This is a genomic window from Streptomyces vilmorinianum (assembly GCF_005517195.1).
GTDB lineage: Bacteria > Actinomycetota > Actinomycetes > Streptomycetales > Streptomycetaceae > Streptomyces > Streptomyces vilmorinianum.
The window spans coordinates 230,450-248,071 of sequence record NZ_CP040244.1 but is presented as its reverse complement, the minus strand read 5'-3'; the positions used below and the strand labels follow the sequence as shown (position 1 = coordinate 248,071).

Here is a 17,622-nt window from a genome sequence, read left to right as displayed (position 1 = left end):
TGACTCGTCCAACGTCCACAAAGTTGAGTCTATTCCACTCAAGGTGTGGGAGCCAGGTCCGCCGCGGGTAGGTTCCGGGCATGGCGACTGACCCGAGGAACCCGGACGACTCGTATCTCAGCTTCTGGCGCGAGTACCACATGTGCACCCTCACGACCCCCCGCGCGGACGGTACCCCGCACGTGGTGGCGGTGGGCGTGACGTACGACCCGGAGAACGGGCTGGCGAGGGTCATCACCAACAAGCACAGCCACAAGGTCGCCAACGTCCTGGCGGCGGGCCCGGAGGGCGCGCGGGTCGCGGTCTGCCAGGTGGACAAGGGGCGCTGGGCGACGCTGGAGGGCGTGGCGCGCATCCGCACGGAGGCGGAGGTCGTCGCGGACGCGGTGGACCGCTACGCGGCGCGGTACGGGCGGACGCCGACGCCGAACCCGGACCGGGTGGTCATCGAGATCGCGCTGACGCGAGCGATGGGCCGGGCCTAGGTCCGGTCCAGGCCCGGTCCAGGTCCGGTCCAGGTCCGGTCTAAGCCCGGTCTAAGCCCGGTCCAGGCCGGGTCCGGGCCGGGCCCAGGGGCCTGTCCGGCGGATCATGCCGGACAGGCCCCTGGCCCCGAGGAGGGCTCAGCGCTTGAGCGTGAAGGTGAAGTCGCCGGAGAGCCTGCCGCTCAGCCGGACCGCCGACACGAGACTGCCCTCCGTGATCAGTCTCTCGACCTCGGCCCGCGAAAGACCGCACCCTTCGGCGATCAGTCGCACCGGCCGGACGGGGATCCGCGCCGCGAAGCGCACCGAGACGTCGACCGCCTCGCGCTCCAGGTGATCCGATCCGCCGGTGTCGAGGCGCCAGGCGGCGTCCCAGTCGAGGGCGATGCGGTTACGGCGCCGCACGACCGGATCCTGGAGCAACTCGGCTGTCAGGCCGGGGTCGTTGCCGTGCAGCCGGTCCAGCAGCTCAGGTCGTACGGAGCGGACGTTCGTCCGCTCCAGGACCGTGAGCTTCGCGGTCTCCCCGCAGGCGGTACAGAGGACGAGGAGCCAGGCGTCGATGAGCTTGTGGTGTGCGTTGACGCGGAATGTGCCGCTCGCCCGGAAGCGCTCGGACGCGCACGCGTGGCAACGGCGGAGAACGAGCGGCAGGCAGGTGGGCATGACCACCCAGTTTTCGAGCACAGAAGTACACCGGTTTCAGTGAGAAGTCCGCAGCAGAAAGGAGCGCGGCGCACAGGCGCGACGCGCGACAGATCAGCGCTCGGGGGGTCTCACACGGTGTACAACGGCACGTCCTTGACCAGACGACTCGGTTCGGCAGCACGCTAACGGCGCCCAGCGGCGCCGCTCCACCGGTTTTCGAGCCCATGCGGTCGCCCTAATCCGTTTGCCGTCGGCGAACCGGTCCGATAGGAAGCCCGCATGCTTAGAGGCACCAAGGTCGGGCTCAGGGCCCGCCACGAGGACGACATCCCGATCCTGCGGACCGAGCTCTACGACGACGTGGTCAACGGCTCGCGGGCCGAAGGCGGGCCGTGGCGGCCGATCACGCCCGGCTCGAAGGACCCGCGGCTCGTGGTGGACGACAAGGAGCAGGGGCACGTCCCGTTCTCCGTGGTGGAGTTGGACGGCGGCACGCTGGTCGGCACCGCGACGCTGTGGGGCATCGACACCCACAACCGGTCCGCGCACGTCGGCCTGGGACTGCTGCCGTCCGCTCGCGGCAAGGGCTACGGCACCGACGTGGTCGCGGTGCTGTGCCACTACGGTTTCGTCGTGCGCGGCCTGCAGCGGCTGCAGATCGAGACGCTGTCGGACAACGACGCGATGCTGCGCGCCGCCGAGCGCAACGGCTTCGTCCGCGAGGGCGTACTGCGCTCCTCGGCCTGGGTGTTGGGCGAGTTCCTTGACGAGGTGCTGCTCGGGCTCCTCGTCAAGGACTGGAAGCAGGAGCCGTAGGGCCAGGTCGAAGGACTAGCTCGAAGGGCCGGCTCGCAGGGCCGGGTCGCAGGGCCGGGTCGCAGGGCCGGGTCGCAGGGCCGGGTCGTCTCCTCAGGATCCTCCGACCTCAGAAGGTCAGAGGATCCTGTGCTCTGTCCAGAACGGGCCGAGGTCCTGCGTCGTCGCCGCTGCGCCGTCCCTGCCGAAGCGGTGGACGCGGTCCGGGACGGTGATCTCGGCATCGAAGGAGACGCTCGTACGCGCCCCGTACGGCAGCGGCGCGGGCAGGTCGATCCGCAGCGCGGTGCAGCCGACGGCGAGCGGTCGCGGGGTGCCTCCGGTGGCCCTGCCCACCCGGACCGGGGACGGCCTGTCCGGGGCTCCGCAGCCGTCGGTGCCGTTGCCCCACAGCCGTACGTCGACCGAACGCAGTGGAGTGCGGGCGGCATCGCGGAAGGACACCGTCTGGCGGCCGGTCCAGTGCGAGCCGTCGGCGTCGCCGCGCGGCGACACGTCGTACGAGGGGCGGTCCGGTGTCGCCGCCCTCACGGGGGCGGCGGGGTCCGCGGCGTCCTGGGCCGCGGCCGTCTGCGGCCGCCCCGGGCAGCACAACGGCGCCATCGCGTTTCAGGTCCGCGATGGCGCCGCTGTGTGGGGGAAGCACCTGAGCGATCTACAACGACGGGGGAACCGCTCAGGCACTGCGGGGGGTGGCGGTGATGGTTTCGGGCTCGGACTCGACGAGCTGGTGGTCTCGTTGGTCGAGATTGACGAAAATCATGCCGTACCGGATGGCACAGCGAACGGGCTGCGGGGCGCCACGAGGCCGCCGCAGGCACCGATAGGCGCGAACGTCCTCGTCCTGCTCACGAGCGACGACGATCGGTTCTCCGAAGAGGGTGACCATCAACGAATCACCACGGTGGGGGATGGCCGTGACGAGATCGATGAAATGCCACCCGGATCGATAGGCCGAGGCCATCTCTCGCCGGAAGACCCGGTCGTCCGGCGGCACAGTCATACGCCCGTGCCCGCCGGAGCGGAGTCCCACACCGGGTCACCCTGACCCGTCGGCGCGGAGTCCCACACCGGATCACGTTCGCCGGCCGGGACGAGGTCCCACACCGGGTCACTGGGAGCGGCGACAACGATGGCAGGAGCGCTGTCCCATACCGGGTCGCTGGTGGCCAGCGCTCCTACTGCCGCCGCCCCTATGAAGACGGAAGCAAGTACCGAGCGAAGCAGTTTTCTGGACATGAGCGGCTTCGACCTCACTTGATGGTTTCCTCTCCCCCGCGTACAAGACGATGGCTCAGTCTTTGCGCTTCCACCACCAGGGCAATGCATCATGTTCCTGAAATACAGGATCCTGGGGGGTGTTCAAATGCCGCAGAACGAACCAGAAGCGACACATCCCCACGGGCATGTCGATCTCTGTGCTGCCGGATCGGACTTGTACGCCAGTGCGTTGCGTACGGGGCGAATAACCAGGAGTGAGGCAGAAGCCGCACCCTGCCTCATGGACCTGGCACTTCTCCATCCCGACGCCGACGACCCGGCATGGCTGCGACCGGTCCCACCCTCGGCGGCGCTGGCCCGGCTCGTCCACCCCCTGGAGCGCGAAATCCAGGAACGGCGCAGCCTGGCCATGGGACTCTCCAGCGTTTTCGAGCCGTTCATGGCCATCAGCGCGCAGGACCCCTCGACGACCCACGCGATCACCGTCCTCGAAGGCATCAACCGCATCGACGCCGTCCTCGGCCGCGCCACCGCCGAGTGCTCGCAGGAGCTGCTGACCATCCAGCCGGGCGGCGGACGCAGCGAACACACCCTCAACACCGCGCTCCACCGCATCCAGCCGCTGCTCGAACGCGGCGTACGCGTCCGCACCCTCTACCAGCACACGGCACGGCACAGCCACGGCATGCAGGTCTACCTCGAACAGGCGGGCATGGACCGGCTGCAGGTGCGGACCCTGGAGGAGAGCATCGAGCGGCTCATCATCATCGACCGCTCGGTGGCGCTGATCCCGGCCCGCCAGGACCGCCAAGTCGCCCTGGAACTGCGCCATCCCGGGCTGGTGGAGTACCTGGCGACCGTCTTCGAGCAGTCCTGGGCCCGGGCGACCCCCTTCGGCGAGCAGGTGCCCTACGCCCGGACCCACGACGGCATCAGCGGCATCCAGCGCTCCATCGCCAAACTCCTCGTCGAGGGCCACGTCGACGAGGCCATCGCCCGCCGGCTCGGCATGAACGTCCGGACCTGCCGCGCCCACATCGCCAAGCTCGCCGCCGCCCTCGGCAGCGGCAGCCGCGCCCAACTCGGGTACCTCATAGCCCAGTCCGGAATCCTGAACCAGGAGCAGGACCACTGACCACGATGTACGTACAGATCGACCTCGACGGCCCCGCCGGGACCCTGCGCGTGTCCGGGTACGGGATGCCGACCGTGGACCTCGTCCGGGCGCCGGGGGCCCCGGTGAACGAGCACGTCCCCATCGGCACCCGCAAGACCGCCCTCCTCACGCTCACCGTCGACGGGCAGCCCGCCCGCATCCGGCCGGCCCGGGGGCGGCTGCTGCGGTCGTCGTACCGCGTCGACGCCCGCGTGGACGGGACCCGGTACCGCCTGATGCCGTGCTCCTGGCACGAGAGCCGGCTCGTCCGCGACGGCCAGCGGATCGGCACCCTGGAGTCCTCCGGCGACGGCACGGTCGAGGCCGAGTGGAAGCCCGATGCCGGGCTCACCCCCCGCGACCGCGCCGTGGGCACCGCGCTGGCCGCGGCGTTCGGGACCGGGGCCTCGCCGTGGTGGGAGACGGTCGGGGACATCGTCGGCGAACTCATCCCGTAACCGCAGGAGTGCGGGCATGCGACGAGGCCCCCTCCCGGTCCGGGAGGGGGCCTCGTCACGTACGAGACACGAGAACAGCCGGTTACTCGGGGCTTACTCGGCGCCGGGCCGCTTCGGGCGCCAGACCACCAGCGCGCTCGCCTGCTGCACGTCCTGGTACGGCACCAGATCGCGCCGGTACGAGGCGTGCACCTGCGCCTCGCGCTGCTGCATCGCCATCGCCGCGCCCTCCACGGCCGCCGACAGCTCGGCCACCCGGGCCTGCAGCGCCGCGACCTGGTTCTCCAGCTCGATGATGCGCTTGATGCCCGCCAGGTTGATGCCCTCGTCCTGCGACAACTGCTGGACGGTGCGCAGCAGTTCGATGTCACGGGCCGAGTAGCGCCGGCCGCGCCCGGCCGTGCGGTCCGGGGAGACCAGGCCGAGTCGGTCGTACTGACGCAGCGTCTGCGGGTGCAGGCCCGAGAGCTGGGCCGCCACCGAGATGACGTACACCGGCGTCTCGTCGGTCAGTTCGTACGGGTTGCGGCTGCGTCCCGGTCGGCTGTCCATCGGGTCAAGCTCCCTTCGCGGCCTGGAACAACTCTGCCCTGGGGTCCTCGCCCGCCGTCGCCTCACGGTAGGTCTCGAGGGCCTCGCGGGCCTTGTCGTCGAGCTCCTTGGGCACCGCGACCTCCACCGTCACCAGCAGGTCGCCGCGTGTGCCGTCCTTGCGGACCGCGCCCTTGCCGCGGGCGCGCATGGTCCGGCCGTTGGGCGTGCCGGCGGGGAGCTTGAGCGTCACCGCCGGGCCGCCCAGGGTCGGCACCTTGATCTCGCCGCCGAGCGCCGCCTCGTCGAACGTGACGGGCACGGTGACGGTCAGGTTGTCGTCCTTGCGGCCGAAGACCGGGTGGGCGTCGACATGGACGACGACGTAGAGGTCGCCGGCCGGGCCGCCGCGCTCGCCCGGAGCACCCTTGCCGCGCAGCCGGATCCGCTGCCCGTTCGAGACACCCGCGGGGATGCGGACCTGCATGGTGCGCGAGGACTTGGCGCGCCCGCTGCCCTTGCAGACCTCGCAGGGGGTCTCGGCGATCAGTCCGCGGCCCTTGCAGTCCACGCACGGGTCGGTGAGCGAGAAGGAGCCGCTGCCGCCGCGCGAGACCTGGCCGGTGCCGACGCAGGTCGGGCACACGCGGGGCGTGCCGTTCTTGTCGCCGGTGCCCGAACAGGCCTTGCAGGGCGCCTGGGAGGACATGCGCAGGGGCACGGTGGCGCCGTCCACGGCCTCGGTGAAGCTGAGCGTCACCTCGGACTCGATGTCCTGGCCGCGGCGGGGCTGCGTACGCGTGCCCGCGCCGGCGCCTCCGCCACGGTTGAACAGTCCGCCGAACACGTCGCCGAGGCCGCCGCCGAAGCCGCCCGCCCCGCCGGGGCCGCCGGGGCCCTGGGCGCCGCCGAAGAGGTCGCCCAGGTCGAAGTTGAACGTACCGCCGCCGCCCGGTGCCCCGGCGCGGAAGCCACCGTTGCCGAAGAGCGCGCGGGCGTCGTCGTACTCCTTGCGCTTCTTGGGGTCGCCGAGGACGTCGTTCGCCTCGGAGATCTCCTTGAAGCGCGCCTCCGCGCTCGCGTCACCCTTGTTGGCGTCCGGATGGTTCTCGCGGGCGAGCTTCCGGTACGCCTTCTTGATCTCGGCCTCGGTGGCGTCCTTGGGGACGCCGAGAACCTTGTAGTAGTCCTTCTCGACGAAGTCCTTCGTGCTCATCGACGTCCCTCCTCTCGGACGATCTTCGCGTTAGCCCTCCTCGGGGCCACCGCTCTCCTCGTCTGCCGACGTGTCTTCCTTCGCGGCCGGCGTCGCCCCGGGCTGGGGCTCGGCCACCGCCACGCGCGCGGGCCGGATGGTCCGCTCGCCGATCCGGTACCCCGGCTGCAGGATCGCCACGCAGGTCGTCTCGGTGACATCCGGCGCGTACGAGTGCATCAGGGCCTCGTGGATCGTCGGGTCGAAGGGCTCGCCCTCCTTGCCGAACTGCTGCAGACCCATCTTGGCGACGACGGTCTCCAGCGACTCGGCCACCGACTTGAACCCGCCCACGAGCTCGCCGTGGTCCCGGGCCCGGCCGACGTCGTCGAGCACGGGCAGCAGCTCGGTCAGGAGGTTCGCGACGGCGATCTCCTTGACCGTGACCCGGTCCCGCTCCACGCGGCGGCGGTAGTTCTGGTACTCGGCCTGGAGCCGCTGGAGGTCCCCGGTCCGCTCGCTGAGCGCGGAACGGGCCTGGTCCAGCTGAGCCACCAGGGCTACATCCTGTGCGTCCCCGGCCGGGGCCGCCTCCCCCTCCTTGGAGGAGTCGGCGGCCTTCGGCTCGGCGTCTTCGGGGGTGGCGCCGGAGGGGACGTCGGGCTTCTCCTCGAAGCCCGGGGTCTCCTCCGTCATCAGGCCGCGCCGCCCTTCTTGGGCTCGTCGTCGACGATCTCGGCGTCGACGACGTCGTCGTCGGCCTTGGCCTCGCCCTGCGGGGCGTCGCCGCCGGCGGCCTGGGCGGCCTGGGCGTCGGCGTACATGGCCTGGCCGAGCTTCTGGGAGACGGCCGCGACCTTCTCGGTGGCGGTACGGATCTCCGCGGTGTCCTCGCCCTTGAGCTTCTCCTTCAGCTCGGCGACGGCGGTCTCGACCTCGGCCTTGACCTCACCGGGGACCTTGTCCTCGTTGTCCTTGAGGAACTTCTCCGTCTGGTAGACCAGCTGCTCGCCCTGGTTACGGGTCTCGGCGGCCTCGCGACGACGGTGGTCCTCGTCCGCGTACTGCTCGGCCTCCTGGCGCATCCGGTCGACCTCGTCCTTCGGCAGCGAGGAGCCACCGGTGACGGTCATCTTCTGCTCCTTGCCCGTGCCCAGGTCCTTCGCGGTCACGTGCATGATGCCGTTGGCGTCGATGTCGAACGCGACCTCGATCTGCGGCACACCACGCGGGGCCGGCGGCAGACCGGTCAGCTCGAACATCCCGAGCTTCTTGTTGTACGCCGCGATCTCACGCTCGCCCTGGTACACCTGGATCTGCACCGACGGCTGGTTGTCCTCGGCCGTCGTGAAGATCTCGGACCGCTTGGTCGGGATCGTGGTGTTGCGCTCGATCAGCTTGGTCATGATGCCGCCCTTGGTCTCGATACCAAGCGACAGCGGCGTCACGTCCAGCAGCAGGACGTCCTTGACCTCACCCTTGAGGACACCGGCCTGCAGGGCGGCACCGATGGCGACGACCTCGTCCGGGTTCACACCCTTGTTGGCCTCCTGGCCACCGGTCAGCTCCTTGACGAGCTCGGCGACGGCCGGCATACGGGTGGAGCCACCGACGAGAACGACGTGGTCGATCTCGGACAGGTTGATGCCCGCGTCCTTGATGACGTTGTGGAACGGCGTCTTGCAGCGCTCCAGGAGGTCGGCGGTCAGCTGCTGGAACTGAGCGCGGGTGAGCTTCTCCTCCAGGTGCAGCGGGCCCTCGGCGGAGGCCGTGATGTACGGGAGGTTGATCGACGTCTCGGTGGAGGACGACAGCTCGATCTTCGCCTTCTCCGCGGCCTCGCGGAGACGCTGGAGAGCCATCTTGTCCTTGGCCAGGTCGACGCCGTGGCCGTTGGCGAACTGCTTCACCAGGTAGTCGACGACACGCTGGTCCCAGTCGTCACCACCGAGGTGGTTGTCACCGTTGGTGGCCTTCACCTCGACGACGCCGTCGCCGATCTCCAGGAGGGACACGTCGAAGGTGCCGCCACCGAGGTCGAAGACGAGGATCGTCTGGTCGTCCTTGTCCAGGCCGTAGGCCAGGGCGGCCGCGGTCGGCTCGTTGACGATGCGCAGGACGTTGAGGCCCGCGATCTCGCCGGCCTCCTTGGTGGCCTGACGCTCGGAGTCGTTGAAGTACGCGGGCACGGTGATGACCGCGTCCACGACCTTCTCGCCCAGGTACGCCTCGGCGTCGCGCTTCAGCTTCTGCAGGATGAAGGCGCTCATCTGCTGCGGGTTGAAGCTCTTGCCGTCGATGTCCATCTTCCAGTCGGTGCCCATGTGGCGCTTGACCGAACGGATGGTCCTGTCGACGTTGGTGACCGCCTGGCGCTTGGCGACCTCGCCGACGAGCACCTCACCGTTCTTCGCGAAAGCGACGACGGACGGCGTGGTCCTGGCGCCCTCGGCGTTGGTGATGACGGTGGGCTCGCCGCCTTCCAGAACGCTGACGACGGAGTTAGTCGTGCCCAGGTCGATGCCGACCGCACGTGCCATTTCGATTCCTCCAGCTGACTGACTTGAGTGGAACTGACTCAAGGATGCACGACGGACCGCAACCCGTCAACAGACCTGAGCGGAGGCGACTCAACTCTTCGCCCTGCGAGCCACTCAAAGAGCCGCCGGAGGTGCGTCGTTCAGCGGCGTTCAGCGGCGCTCAGCGGCATTCCGCGGCATTCCGCGTCATTTCCCGGCCGATCACCCCTCCCCGTGAGAGAGTCCGGGGAGCCCTCGACGGGCATAGCGGGCATATCCCACGAATATCCCATAAGCGTCCCTCGAAAGGGTGTGGGGAATGGCGGCCAAGCGCGCACTCGACCTCTTCGCCGGACTCGTCCTGCTGGCCCTCCTGTCCCCCCTGCTCGCGGCGGTCGCGCTCTCCGTCGCCCTCGCCACGGCCGGCCCCGGCGGGATGCTGCGCCGCCGGACGGTCGCGGGCCGCGACGGACGGCCCTTCACGATGGTCACCTTCCGCACGAAGAGCCCACTGGCCGCGCTGCCCCTGCTGCTCCATGTCGTACGGGGCGAGATGTCGCTGGTCGGGCCGTGTCCGCTCGCCCCCGGGCACCGCGAGTGCACGGGCGAGTACCGCCGCCGGCTCTCGGTGCGCCCCGGCCTCACCGGCCTGTGGCAGATCAGCGGGCGCTCGGAGCTGCCCTGGGAGGAGCGCGAGCTGCTCGATCTCCACTATGTGGACCATCATTGGCTGGGAATGGATCTGGCGATCCTGGCGCGTACGCTTCCAGCAGTCCGTAGACGCCGCGCGGCAAGGCTTGCCTGAGCGACACAGATCACCGCAGGGGCCGCTTACAGGGTGGCGCCCCGAAGGGTAATCTCAGCACGGACTGAATAAGTTACCGCTTAGTAGTGCCACACTCGAGAGTGCCGGCACTCCGCCTCGCAGGCCCGCCCGAGGAGCCCCTCATGCAACTCGCCGCGATCGTCGTGTCGATCGTCATCACGGTGGTAGCCGTCGCGCTGTTCGGCCGCGCCATCGCGCAGATCTACCGCTTCGTGCGGCTCGGTCAGCCCGTACCCGCGGGCACGCGCACCGGCGACCCCAAGCAGCGCACCATCACGCTGGTCAAGGAGTTCCTCGGCCACACACGCATGAACCGCTGGGGCGTCGTCGGCGTGGCGCACTGGTTCGTGGCGGTGGGCTTCTTCGCGCTGCTGCTCACGATCGTCAACGCCTTCGGCCAGCTCTTCCAGGCCGACTGGCTGATCCCGATCATCGGCGACTGGCTGCCGTACGAGGTCTTCACCGAGTTCCTCGGTCTGATGACGGTCCTCGGCATCGTGACCCTGATCGTGATCCGGCAGCTGAGCCGGCCGGGCAAGGCGGGCCGCAAGTCCCGCTTCGCGGGCTCCAAGACGGGCCAGGCGTACTTCGTCGAGGGCGTCATCCTGATCGTCGGCGTCTGCATCATGACGCTGCGCGCCCTGGAGGGCGTCCAGCACCACGTGACCAGCTGGGAGCCGGGCTTCTTCGCCTCGTACCCGCTGATCGCGCTGCTCGACGGGCTGGACCTGAACACGATCCAGCACCTCACCTACTTCTTCGCGGCGCTCAAGATCGTCACGTCCTTCACCTGGATGATCACGGTCTCCCTCAACACCAACATGGGTGTGGCCTGGCACCGCTTCCTCGGCTTCCCGAACATCTGGTTCAAGCGCGAGGCCGACGGCTCCACCGCCCTCGGCGCGCTGCAGCCGATGACGACCGGCGGCAAGGAGATCGACTGGGAGGACCCGGCCGAGGACGCCGTCTTCGGTGTCTCCCAGGTCGAGCAGTTCTCCTGGAAGGGCATCCTCGACTTCTCCACCTGCACCGAGTGCGGCCGCTGCCAGTCGCAGTGCCCCGCCTGGAACACGGGCAAGCCGCTCTCCCCCAAGCTCCTGATCATGTCGCTGCGTGACCACGCGTACGCCAAGGCGCCGTACCTGCTGGCCGGCGGCGGCAAGACCATGGAGGGCGAGGAGAAGGCGTCCGCCGAGGCTCTGAAGGACGTCCCCGCCGCCGCTCTCGCCGAGGCCGAGCGCCCGCTGATCGGCACGGTCGAGGAGAACGGCGTCATCGACCCGGACGTGCTGTGGTCCTGCACCACCTGCGGTGCGTGCGTGGAGCAGTGCCCGGTCGACATCGAGCACATCGACCACATCGTCGACATGCGCCGCTACCAGGTGATGATCGAGTCCGCCTTCCCTTCGGAGGCCGGCACGATGCTCAAGAACCTGGAGAAGAAGGGCAACCCCTGGGGTCTGGCCAAGAAGCAGCGCGTCGAGTGGACCAAGGAGGTCGACTTCGAGGTCCCGATCGTCGGCAAGGACGTCGAGGATCTGACGGAGGTCGACTACCTGTACTGGGTCGGCTGCGCCGGCGCCCTGGAGGACCGGGCCAAGAAGACCACCAAGGCCTTCGCCGAGCTGCTGCACATGGCGGGCGTCAAGTTCGCGATCATGGGCGGCGAGGAGAAGTGCACCGGTGACTCGCCGCGGCGCCTGGGCAACGAGCCGCTGTTCCAGCAGCTCGGCCAGGAGAACGTCGCGATGCTGAACATGGCGTTCGGCGAGGACGAGGACGACGAGTCGACGAAGAAGCCGAAGTCCTCGAAGAAGATCGTCGCGACCTGCCCTCACTGCTTCAACACGATCGCGAACGAATACCCGCAGCTGGGCGGCGAGTTCGAGGTCATCCACCACACGCAGCTGCTCCAGCACCTCATCGACGAGGGCAAGCTGATCCCGGTGACGCCGGTCGAGGGTCTGATCACGTACCACGACCCCTGCTACCTGGGCCGCCACAACAAGGTCTACACGCCCCCGCGCGAGATCATGGACAAGGTCCCGGGCCTGCGTCAGCAGGAGATGCACCGCCACAAGGAGCGCGGCTTCTGCTGCGGCGCCGGCGGCGCGCGGATGTGGATGGAGGAGCGGATCGGCAAGCGCATCAACAACGAGCGCGTCGACGAGGCCCTGTCCCTCAACCCGGACATCGTCTCCACCGCCTGCCCGTTCTGCCTGGTCATGCTGACCGACTCGGTCAACGGCAAGAAGAACGAGGGCAAGGCCAAGGAGTCCGTCCAGGTCGTGGACGTGGCGCAGCTGCTGCTCGACTCGGTGAAGACGCCGGTGGAGGAGCTGCCGGCGGAGCCGGAGCCGGAGCCGGAGTCGGAACCGGTGTCGGCCGAGTAGTCCGTACGTCCGTACGTCCGTACGACGAGAAGGGCCGCCCCGCGCGCATGCGGGGCGGCCCTTCTCGTCGTACGACGGCTCGGTGAACGCCCCAGAACCCCTAGGGGATGTCACAGCTCAGTGGCAAGCACAGGGGCAAACGAGCGCCCTCACAGGGGGAACGGGTACGTTCAGAGGCGTGGCTGGATTCAGGAACGGACGCGGCCGGGACAACCGCCCCCCGCAACAACAACCGCAGCAGGCGCCGTACGGGTACAACGCGGCCCCGCCGCCCCACCCGCAGCAGCAGTGGCCCCAGCAGGGCCCGCAGGGCGGCGGCGGCGCGCACGGGGAGCCGGAGTACTTCGGGGACCCGTACGGAGGGCAGCAGCAACAGCAGCAGCACTACGCGGCGAACACCCCGGGGCACACGCAGATGTTCAGCGTGAACGAGGACCCGTACGGCGACGCCGCGACGTACAACGCCGGTGCGGCCCCCGCCGCCCCGGCCGGCCCGCGCCTGCCCTGGAAGGCCCTGCTGAGCGGCATCGTGCTGCGCCCGGCGCCGACGTTCCTGCAGATGCGGGACCACGCCGTCTGGGGCCCGGCGCTGGTCGTCACGTTCCTCTACGGACTGCTCGCGATCTTCGGCTTCGACAAGGCCCGCGACGAGGCCATCAACGCGACCCTGTCGACGGCGATCCCGTACGTCCTGATGACCGGCGTGGGCTTCGTCCTCGGCGGACTGATCCTGGGCGCGGTCACCCACACCCTGGCGCGCCAGCTCGGCGGCGACGGCACCTGGCAGCCGACGGTCGGCCTGTCGATGCTGATCATGTCGATCACGGACGCGCCCCGGCTGGTCTTCGCGGTCTTCCTCGGCGGCGAGAACGGCCTGGTGCAGGTCCTCGGCTGGGTCACCTGGCTGGCGGCGGGCGCGCTGTTCACGATGATGGTGAGCCGCTCGCACGACCTGCCGTGGCCGAAGGCGCTGGGCGCGTCGGCGATCCAGCTGATCGGGCTGCTGAGCCTGATCAAGCTCGGCACCCTCTGAGACGCCCTGGACGACAGGAAGGCCCCCACCGCGGCGGTGGGGGCCTTCCTCATGCCGTATCCGTATCCGTATCCGTGCTCAGGCGTCGAGGACCTGTCCTTCGCGCTTCACGACGGGCGGCTCGACGGACCAGGGGAAGTTGATCCACTCGTCGGTCTTCTTCCACACGTACTCGCACTTCACGAGGGAGTGCGACTTCTCGTAGATGACGGCGGAGCGCACCTCGGCGACGTGGTCGACGCAGAAGTCGTGGACGAGCTTGAGGGTCTTGCCGGTGTCGGCGACGTCGTCGGCGATCAGGACCTTCTTGTCGGAGAAGTCGATCGCGTTGGGGACGGGCGCCAGCATGACGGGCATCTCGAGCGTGGTCCCGACCCCGGTGTAGAACTCGACGTTCACGAGGTGGATGTTCTTGCAGTCGAGCGCGTAGGCCAGACCGCCGGCGACGAAGACGCCGCCGCGAGCGATGGAGAGAACGACATCGGGCTCGTAGCCGTCGTCGGCGATGGTCTGCGCGAGCTCGCGGATCGCGCGCCCGAAGCCCTCGTACGTCAGGTTCTCGCGTACTTCACTCATGCCGGCCGCCGCCTCACACCTGGGTCCGATGGAAGTTCATGTACGAGCGCGAGGCCGTCGGCCCCCGCTGCCCCTGGTAGCGCGAGCCGTAGCGCTCGCTGCCGTACGGGTGCTCGGCGGGCGAGCTCAGCCGGAACATGCACAGCTGCCCGATCTTCATCCCCGGCCACAGCTTGATCGGCAGGGTGGCGAGGTTCGACAGCTCCAGGGTGACGTGCCCGGAGAACCCGGGGTCGATGAACCCGGCGGTCGAGTGCGTGACGAGCCCGAGCCGCCCGAGGGAGCTCTTGCCCTCCAGGCGGGAGGCGATGTCGTCCGGCAGCGTGATGACCTCGTAGGTCGAGGCGAGCACGAACTCGCCCGGGTGCAGGATGAACGCCTCGTCGCCCTCCGGCTCGACCTCGCGGGTCAGGTCGAGCTGCTCGACGGCGGGGTCGATGTGGGGGTACCGGTGGTTCTCGAACACCCGGAAGAAGCGGTCAAGCCTCACGTCGATGCTCGAGGGCTGCACCATGGATTCGTCGTACGGGTCGATGCGCACCCGTCCGGCATCGATCTCGGCCCGGATGTCCTTGTCTGAGAGAAGCACGCCCCCACGATACGCAGAGGGCGCGGACCTCCCCCAATCGGGAAGACTCCGCGCCCCGGATACCATCAGCGCTGCTCAAGCTCCACGGGCACCGCGTGCCTCAACCGCGCACACCGCGGACACCGAATGAGCCGCCCTGGCCCGATCCGCCCGGCACCGAGCTGCTGCAGCGGGAACGAAGCGGTACTGAACACATGCCCTTCGACACAACGGACGACGGTGCGCTCCATCGAACCCATCAAGTCCCTTCCCCGACAAGTGGTGGACGAGACAGCCACATTAGGGGATCAAGAGGACACCGCTCCAGGCGGCACTCCGTCACGGGGAGGTACGCCTCAACTTCGCGATGGGGTACAGTGTCCGAGTCTGCGGTACCGATCACCGGTCCGCTGCGCGGATGTAGTTTAATGGTAGAACATGAGCTTCCCAAGCTCAGAGCGCGGGTTCGATTCCCGTCATCCGCTCTTACAAGAAGGCCCAGGTCAGCGACCTGGGCCTTCTTTGTTATCTAGACCTCTCAGGCCCGCACGTCCTTCATGTGCGACAAGTGCCCTCATGCCACGTCAGATTGGGCAACGATGATGGAGCATAACGGCTACGGACATCAACAACTTGTTGCAAAATGGTGCGGAGCAGGCACCCGCGGGTAATGACTTCCGCGCACAGAGACCAGCGAGCCGCTCAGCCGCGGCCGGGACGGGGAGCAGCTCAGGTGGGCATAGCCATCTTCGACGCAATGGGACTGGCCAAGAAGAATGGGCGTCGGCACAAGAAGCTGGTCCAGCGGCAAGAGTGCCTCACCGAGCGCCTCGTGGCCGAGACCGAGGCACAGGAGCGAACCCGGCGCAGGGCTTACGACAAGGCACTCGTGCCGTTCGTCGATGTGTTCTCCCGTCTGAAGAACGTGGACCTGGCCGAACTGGTGGCCATCGCCGAGCCTGCGGAGACGGAACTGACGGATGTGGAAGTACGCCGTATCCAACTGGACGCGGTGAACGCGGTTGCTACGTTGGCGGGCGGTGTCGCCGTCGGGGCCGGTGCGGGGGCGGTCACGTTCGCCGCAGTGGGGGCATTCGCCGCCGCATCCACGGGAACAGCCATCTCCGCCCTGTCCGGAGCGGCCGCGACGAGTGCCACGCTCGCCTGGCTGGGCGGCGGCTCACTAACGGCGGGCGGCGGCGGGGTGGCGGCGGGGACGGCGGTGCTCACCGGCATCGTGGCACTGCCTGTTCTGCTGGCGCTGGGCGGATTCTTCGAGTGGAAGGGCCGCAACGACCTGCGCGAGCAGCGTGGCGTCGCCGCCGAACTCAATAAGCTCGCCGCTGAACTCCGTGCCAGAGAAGCACGTGTCGAAGCCTCGGGCAAGCGCAGCCGCCAGGTGCGGCAGCTGCTGGACCGACTCCGCAAGGAGATACGGCGCAGACTGCCCGCCTTGCGGACCCTGGTGGACGGTCAGGACGACTACGCCGTCTACACGCCCACGCAGCGAGCCGAGGTGGCCGTTCTCGTCGGGCTAGCCGGTGCCATGGTCGCCGTCATGGGAACTCCGATCACCGACGATGACGGTCATGTCACCGACTTGTCGAAGCGCGTGGTGAAGGACACCCGTATCCGGCTCGAAGCCCTCGTGACCGCCCAGTGAGCGACCGGCCAGCGAGCGACCGGCCGCCGAAGCCGGTGGGCCGGCCGCTGCTTGGTGGCATCGACGCCGCCGCCTGGGCGCTGGCTGACAGTGCGACCCGACGTCTGGCCCTCGCCACCCTGGAGACACTGCGGGTCAGGAAGACGGCGGGAGCCCTTGCCACCCGCTATGTGAACATCGGCAACGAGCAGCGCGCGGGACACCTCTTCGAGCTGATGCATGCGCTGTCCTTCAACCTGTCCGCCATAGACAAGGGCTCTTCGGTGCGTGCCGTCGTCACCGAGTGGGCTCCGGGCGGTTCGCAGACCGACCCGGCCGACCTGCGTCTGCTCAACGGGGGCCGCCTCGTGTGGCAGGCACAGGCGAAGCTCTACCAGGATTCCTCCGCCACCGCCGAGCAGCTCGCCCGGCCCCACTACGACGGCATGCAACGTCTGGTGGCCTCCGACCGGCTGTCGGCCGTCGAGGACCTCTTGGACAAACGGCTCACCATGCCCCCGGAGGGACTTCGGTACGAGAACTACCAGGACGCCCGCGCCCATGTGACCGACCACCTCGAACACGGCGGCGTGCGGAGCGAGGGTGTCCCGCTCGACGAAGCACACCAGGCGGCTCGTGACCCGCGCCGGTGGGCAGACCGGCAGTTCGCGCACACTGGGGCGCAGCAGATAGCAGGTGCCGCCAGGCCCGCGGCCGTGCTGGGCGGGATCACCGCTGGGGTGAGCGCGGCCGTCCATCAGACGGCCCGCGTGCGGGCCGGCGAGACCTCGGCCTCTGTCGCCGCCTTCACCGCGGTCGGCGCCGCCGTCCGCGGGGCCGCCCGCTCCGGCGGAATGGCCGCGCTCGGCGAAGCCGTCCGGATCTCCGCCGCTGCCGGCGTCCTGCCGGCCGCGCTGGGTGGCGGGACGCTCCCGGGGGCCACCGCGCAGGCCGCGTTCGCCGTGGCAGAGGCCGGGCTGGACCTCGCGCTGGGAAGGAGCAACGTCAAACAGTTCGCCGCGCGCGCGTCGACCGCAGCCGTTTCCACCAGTCTCGCCTGGGGCTGCGGTGTCGTCGGCCAGACGTTCCTGCCCGTTCCCGTAGTCGGCGCGCTGGTGGGAGGGGTGGTGGGTCAGGTGGCCGCCGCCGTCATCGTCCAGGGGCTGCAGATCGCCGTCGTCGCGGCCCGCGCGGATGCCGCGGCGGAAGCCCGGGTCCGGCTCCTGGAACAGGAAGCCGCCACGGCTGTCCTCATGGCCGACGCCTTGCGCCGTGCGACCGAGCGGCTGGCCAAGGAACGGAACGCCTACGTCGCCCGTGAGGTGCTCCCCCGATTCGGCCGCGTCCAGATCGCACTGGCCGGGGACCGTCCCGCCCAGGCCCTCGCGGACCTCGCCGAGCTCACACGGCAGTTCGGCGGACAGCCGGTCTACGGGACACAGGAGGAGTTCGACACGTGGATGCTCAACGAGTCGACGTCGCTCACCCTGAACCCCAACTGGTGAATCGCCGGCCCGCGTCACCGGATCGCAAGGCTGACGGGGCCGAGTCGTCC

At 69.2% G+C, this 17,622-nt stretch carries 18 protein-coding genes and 1 tRNA gene; 10 read left to right on the top strand and 9 right to left on the bottom strand.

Going from position 1 to position 17,622, the window contains the following annotated elements; translation table 11 throughout:
• Positions 1-80 precede the first annotated feature (80 nt).
• Positions 81-485 carry a pyridoxamine 5'-phosphate oxidase family protein gene (locus FDM97_RS01260; protein ID WP_137988424.1) on the top strand — a complete coding sequence of 135 codons (405 nt, stop codon included), beginning with the start codon at positions 81-83 and terminating at the stop codon, positions 483-485.
• A gap of 138 nt (positions 486-623) precedes the next feature.
• On the opposite strand, the gene FDM97_RS01255 is transcribed toward FDM97_RS01260, so the two are convergent.
• Positions 624-1,172, bottom strand: coding sequence for a DUF1062 domain-containing protein (locus tag FDM97_RS01255; RefSeq protein ID WP_137988423.1), 549 nt, complete (start codon positions 1,170-1,172; stop codon positions 624-626).
• Between the two features lie 240 nt (positions 1,173-1,412).
• On the opposite strand from FDM97_RS01255, the gene FDM97_RS01250 reads away from it, so the two are divergent.
• On the top strand, positions 1,413-1,949 hold the full coding sequence (locus FDM97_RS01250; RefSeq protein ID WP_137988422.1) for a GNAT family N-acetyltransferase: 537 nt from the start codon (positions 1,413-1,415) through the stop codon (positions 1,947-1,949).
• A 117-nt stretch (positions 1,950-2,066) separates the two neighbouring features.
• Here the strand turns inward: FDM97_RS01250 and FDM97_RS01245 are convergent, their stop codons facing one another.
• Complete coding sequence (locus FDM97_RS01245; protein WP_175438998.1) at positions 2,067-2,552, bottom strand: gluzincin family metallopeptidase; 486 nt, start codon at positions 2,550-2,552, stop codon at positions 2,067-2,069.
• A gap of 73 nt (positions 2,553-2,625) precedes the next feature.
• Positions 2,626-2,952: a Rieske (2Fe-2S) protein gene (locus tag FDM97_RS01240; RefSeq protein ID WP_137988421.1), complete on the bottom strand. Its 327-nt coding sequence runs from the start codon at positions 2,950-2,952 to the stop codon at positions 2,626-2,628.
• 363 nt (positions 2,953-3,315) lie between these two features.
• On the opposite strand from FDM97_RS01240, the gene FDM97_RS01235 reads away from it, so the two are divergent.
• Together FDM97_RS01235 and FDM97_RS01230 are read left to right on the top strand one after the other, a co-directional pair.
• Complete coding sequence (locus tag FDM97_RS01235) at positions 3,316-4,305, top strand: helix-turn-helix transcriptional regulator (protein ID WP_137988420.1); 990 nt, start codon at positions 3,316-3,318, stop codon at positions 4,303-4,305.
• Between the two features lie 5 nt (positions 4,306-4,310).
• Positions 4,311-4,784 carry a hypothetical protein gene (locus tag FDM97_RS01230; RefSeq protein ID WP_137988419.1) on the top strand — a complete coding sequence of 158 codons (474 nt, stop codon included), beginning with the start codon at positions 4,311-4,313 and terminating at the stop codon, positions 4,782-4,784.
• A 93-nt stretch (positions 4,785-4,877) separates the two neighbouring features.
• On the opposite strand, the gene FDM97_RS01225 is transcribed toward FDM97_RS01230, so the two are convergent.
• The 4 genes from FDM97_RS01225 to dnaK are packed head-to-tail and all read right to left on the bottom strand — an operon-like array spanning position 4,878 to position 9,050.
• A complete protein-coding gene (locus tag FDM97_RS01225; RefSeq protein WP_137988418.1) occupies positions 4,878-5,336 on the bottom strand; it encodes a heat shock protein transcriptional repressor HspR in 459 nt (152 codons plus the stop codon).
• 4 nt (positions 5,337-5,340) lie between these two features.
• Positions 5,341-6,531, bottom strand: a complete 1,191-nt coding sequence (gene dnaJ / locus FDM97_RS01220) for a molecular chaperone DnaJ (RefSeq protein ID WP_137988417.1) — start codon at positions 6,529-6,531, stop codon at positions 5,341-5,343.
• A gap of 30 nt (positions 6,532-6,561) precedes the next feature.
• Entirely contained in the window at positions 6,562-7,206 is a 645-nt protein-coding gene (gene grpE / locus FDM97_RS01215; protein ID WP_137988416.1) for a nucleotide exchange factor GrpE, read from the bottom strand.
• Entirely contained in the window at positions 7,206-9,050 is a 1,845-nt protein-coding gene (gene dnaK / locus FDM97_RS01210) for a molecular chaperone DnaK (RefSeq protein ID WP_137988415.1), read from the bottom strand. The genes grpE and dnaK overlap by 1 nt, the downstream gene beginning before the upstream one ends.
• 298 nt (positions 9,051-9,348) lie before the next feature.
• On the opposite strand from dnaK, the gene FDM97_RS01205 reads away from it, so the two are divergent.
• From FDM97_RS01205 to FDM97_RS01195, 3 genes are all read left to right on the top strand, one after another.
• Complete coding sequence (locus FDM97_RS01205) at positions 9,349-9,834, top strand: sugar transferase (protein WP_137988414.1); 486 nt, start codon at positions 9,349-9,351, stop codon at positions 9,832-9,834.
• A gap of 143 nt (positions 9,835-9,977) precedes the next feature.
• Entirely contained in the window at positions 9,978-12,248 is a 2,271-nt protein-coding gene (locus FDM97_RS01200; protein WP_137988413.1) for a (Fe-S)-binding protein, read from the top strand.
• Between the two features lie 178 nt (positions 12,249-12,426).
• The gene (locus FDM97_RS01195) at positions 12,427-13,281 is read left to right on the top strand and encodes a Yip1 family protein (RefSeq protein WP_137988412.1); all 855 of its coding nucleotides are present in this window, start codon (positions 12,427-12,429) and stop codon (positions 13,279-13,281) included.
• A 78-nt stretch (positions 13,282-13,359) separates the two neighbouring features.
• Here the strand turns inward: FDM97_RS01195 and FDM97_RS01190 are convergent, their stop codons facing one another.
• Both FDM97_RS01190 and dcd read right to left on the bottom strand, forming a co-directional pair.
• Positions 13,360-13,857 carry a phosphoribosyltransferase gene (locus tag FDM97_RS01190; RefSeq protein WP_137988411.1) on the bottom strand — a complete coding sequence of 166 codons (498 nt, stop codon included), beginning with the start codon at positions 13,855-13,857 and terminating at the stop codon, positions 13,360-13,362.
• 13 nt (positions 13,858-13,870) lie between these two features.
• Positions 13,871-14,446 (bottom strand): dCTP deaminase, encoded by a 576-nt coding sequence (gene dcd / locus FDM97_RS01185; protein WP_137988410.1) that lies wholly within the window; start codon positions 14,444-14,446, stop codon positions 13,871-13,873.
• Between the two features lie 393 nt (positions 14,447-14,839).
• Between dcd and FDM97_RS01180 the strand changes: the two genes are divergently transcribed.
• The 3 genes from FDM97_RS01180 (at position 14,840) to FDM97_RS01170 (ending at position 17,572) form a co-directional block, all read left to right on the top strand.
• Positions 14,840-14,910, top strand: a tRNA-Gly gene (locus tag FDM97_RS01180).
• A 248-nt stretch (positions 14,911-15,158) separates the two neighbouring features.
• Positions 15,159-16,088, top strand: a complete 930-nt coding sequence (locus FDM97_RS01175) for a hypothetical protein (protein WP_137988409.1) — start codon at positions 15,159-15,161, stop codon at positions 16,086-16,088.
• A complete protein-coding gene (locus FDM97_RS01170) occupies positions 16,085-17,572 on the top strand; it encodes a hypothetical protein (RefSeq protein WP_137988408.1) in 1,488 nt (495 codons plus the stop codon). The genes FDM97_RS01175 and FDM97_RS01170 overlap by 4 nt, the downstream gene beginning before the upstream one ends.
• Positions 17,573-17,622: the final 50 nt, after the last annotated feature.

What these genes read in the sequence shown, in the direction of transcription:
- grpE (WP_137988416.1), bottom strand. Translation starts at nt 7,206, where the DNA reads ATGACGGAGGAGACCCCGGGCTTCGAGGAGAAGCCCGACGTCCCCTCC.
- FDM97_RS01205 (WP_137988414.1), top strand. Translation starts at nt 9,349, where the DNA reads ATGGCGGCCAAGCGCGCACTCGACCTCTTCGCCGGACTCGTCCTGCTG.
- FDM97_RS01260 (WP_137988424.1), top strand. Translation starts at nt 81, where the DNA reads ATGGCGACTGACCCGAGGAACCCGGACGACTCGTATCTCAGCTTCTGG.
- FDM97_RS01250 (WP_137988422.1), top strand. Translation starts at nt 1,413, where the DNA reads ATGCTTAGAGGCACCAAGGTCGGGCTCAGGGCCCGCCACGAGGACGAC.
- FDM97_RS01240 (WP_137988421.1), bottom strand. Translation starts at nt 2,952, where the DNA reads ATGACTGTGCCGCCGGACGACCGGGTCTTCCGGCGAGAGATGGCCTCG.
- FDM97_RS01245 (WP_175438998.1), bottom strand. Translation starts at nt 2,552, where the DNA reads ATGGCGCCGTTGTGCTGCCCGGGGCGGCCGCAGACGGCCGCGGCCCAG.
- dnaJ (WP_137988417.1), bottom strand. Translation starts at nt 6,531, where the DNA reads ATGAGCACGAAGGACTTCGTCGAGAAGGACTACTACAAGGTTCTCGGC.
- FDM97_RS01190 (WP_137988411.1), bottom strand. Translation starts at nt 13,857, where the DNA reads ATGAGTGAAGTACGCGAGAACCTGACGTACGAGGGCTTCGGGCGCGCG.
- dnaK (WP_137988415.1), bottom strand. Translation starts at nt 9,050, where the DNA reads ATGGCACGTGCGGTCGGCATCGACCTGGGCACGACTAACTCCGTCGTC.
- FDM97_RS01200 (WP_137988413.1), top strand. Translation starts at nt 9,978, where the DNA reads ATGCAACTCGCCGCGATCGTCGTGTCGATCGTCATCACGGTGGTAGCC.
- FDM97_RS01230 (WP_137988419.1), top strand. Translation starts at nt 4,311, where the DNA reads ATGTACGTACAGATCGACCTCGACGGCCCCGCCGGGACCCTGCGCGTG.
- FDM97_RS01235 (WP_137988420.1), top strand. Translation starts at nt 3,316, where the DNA reads ATGCCGCAGAACGAACCAGAAGCGACACATCCCCACGGGCATGTCGAT.
- FDM97_RS01225 (WP_137988418.1), bottom strand. Translation starts at nt 5,336, where the DNA reads ATGGACAGCCGACCGGGACGCAGCCGCAACCCGTACGAACTGACCGAC.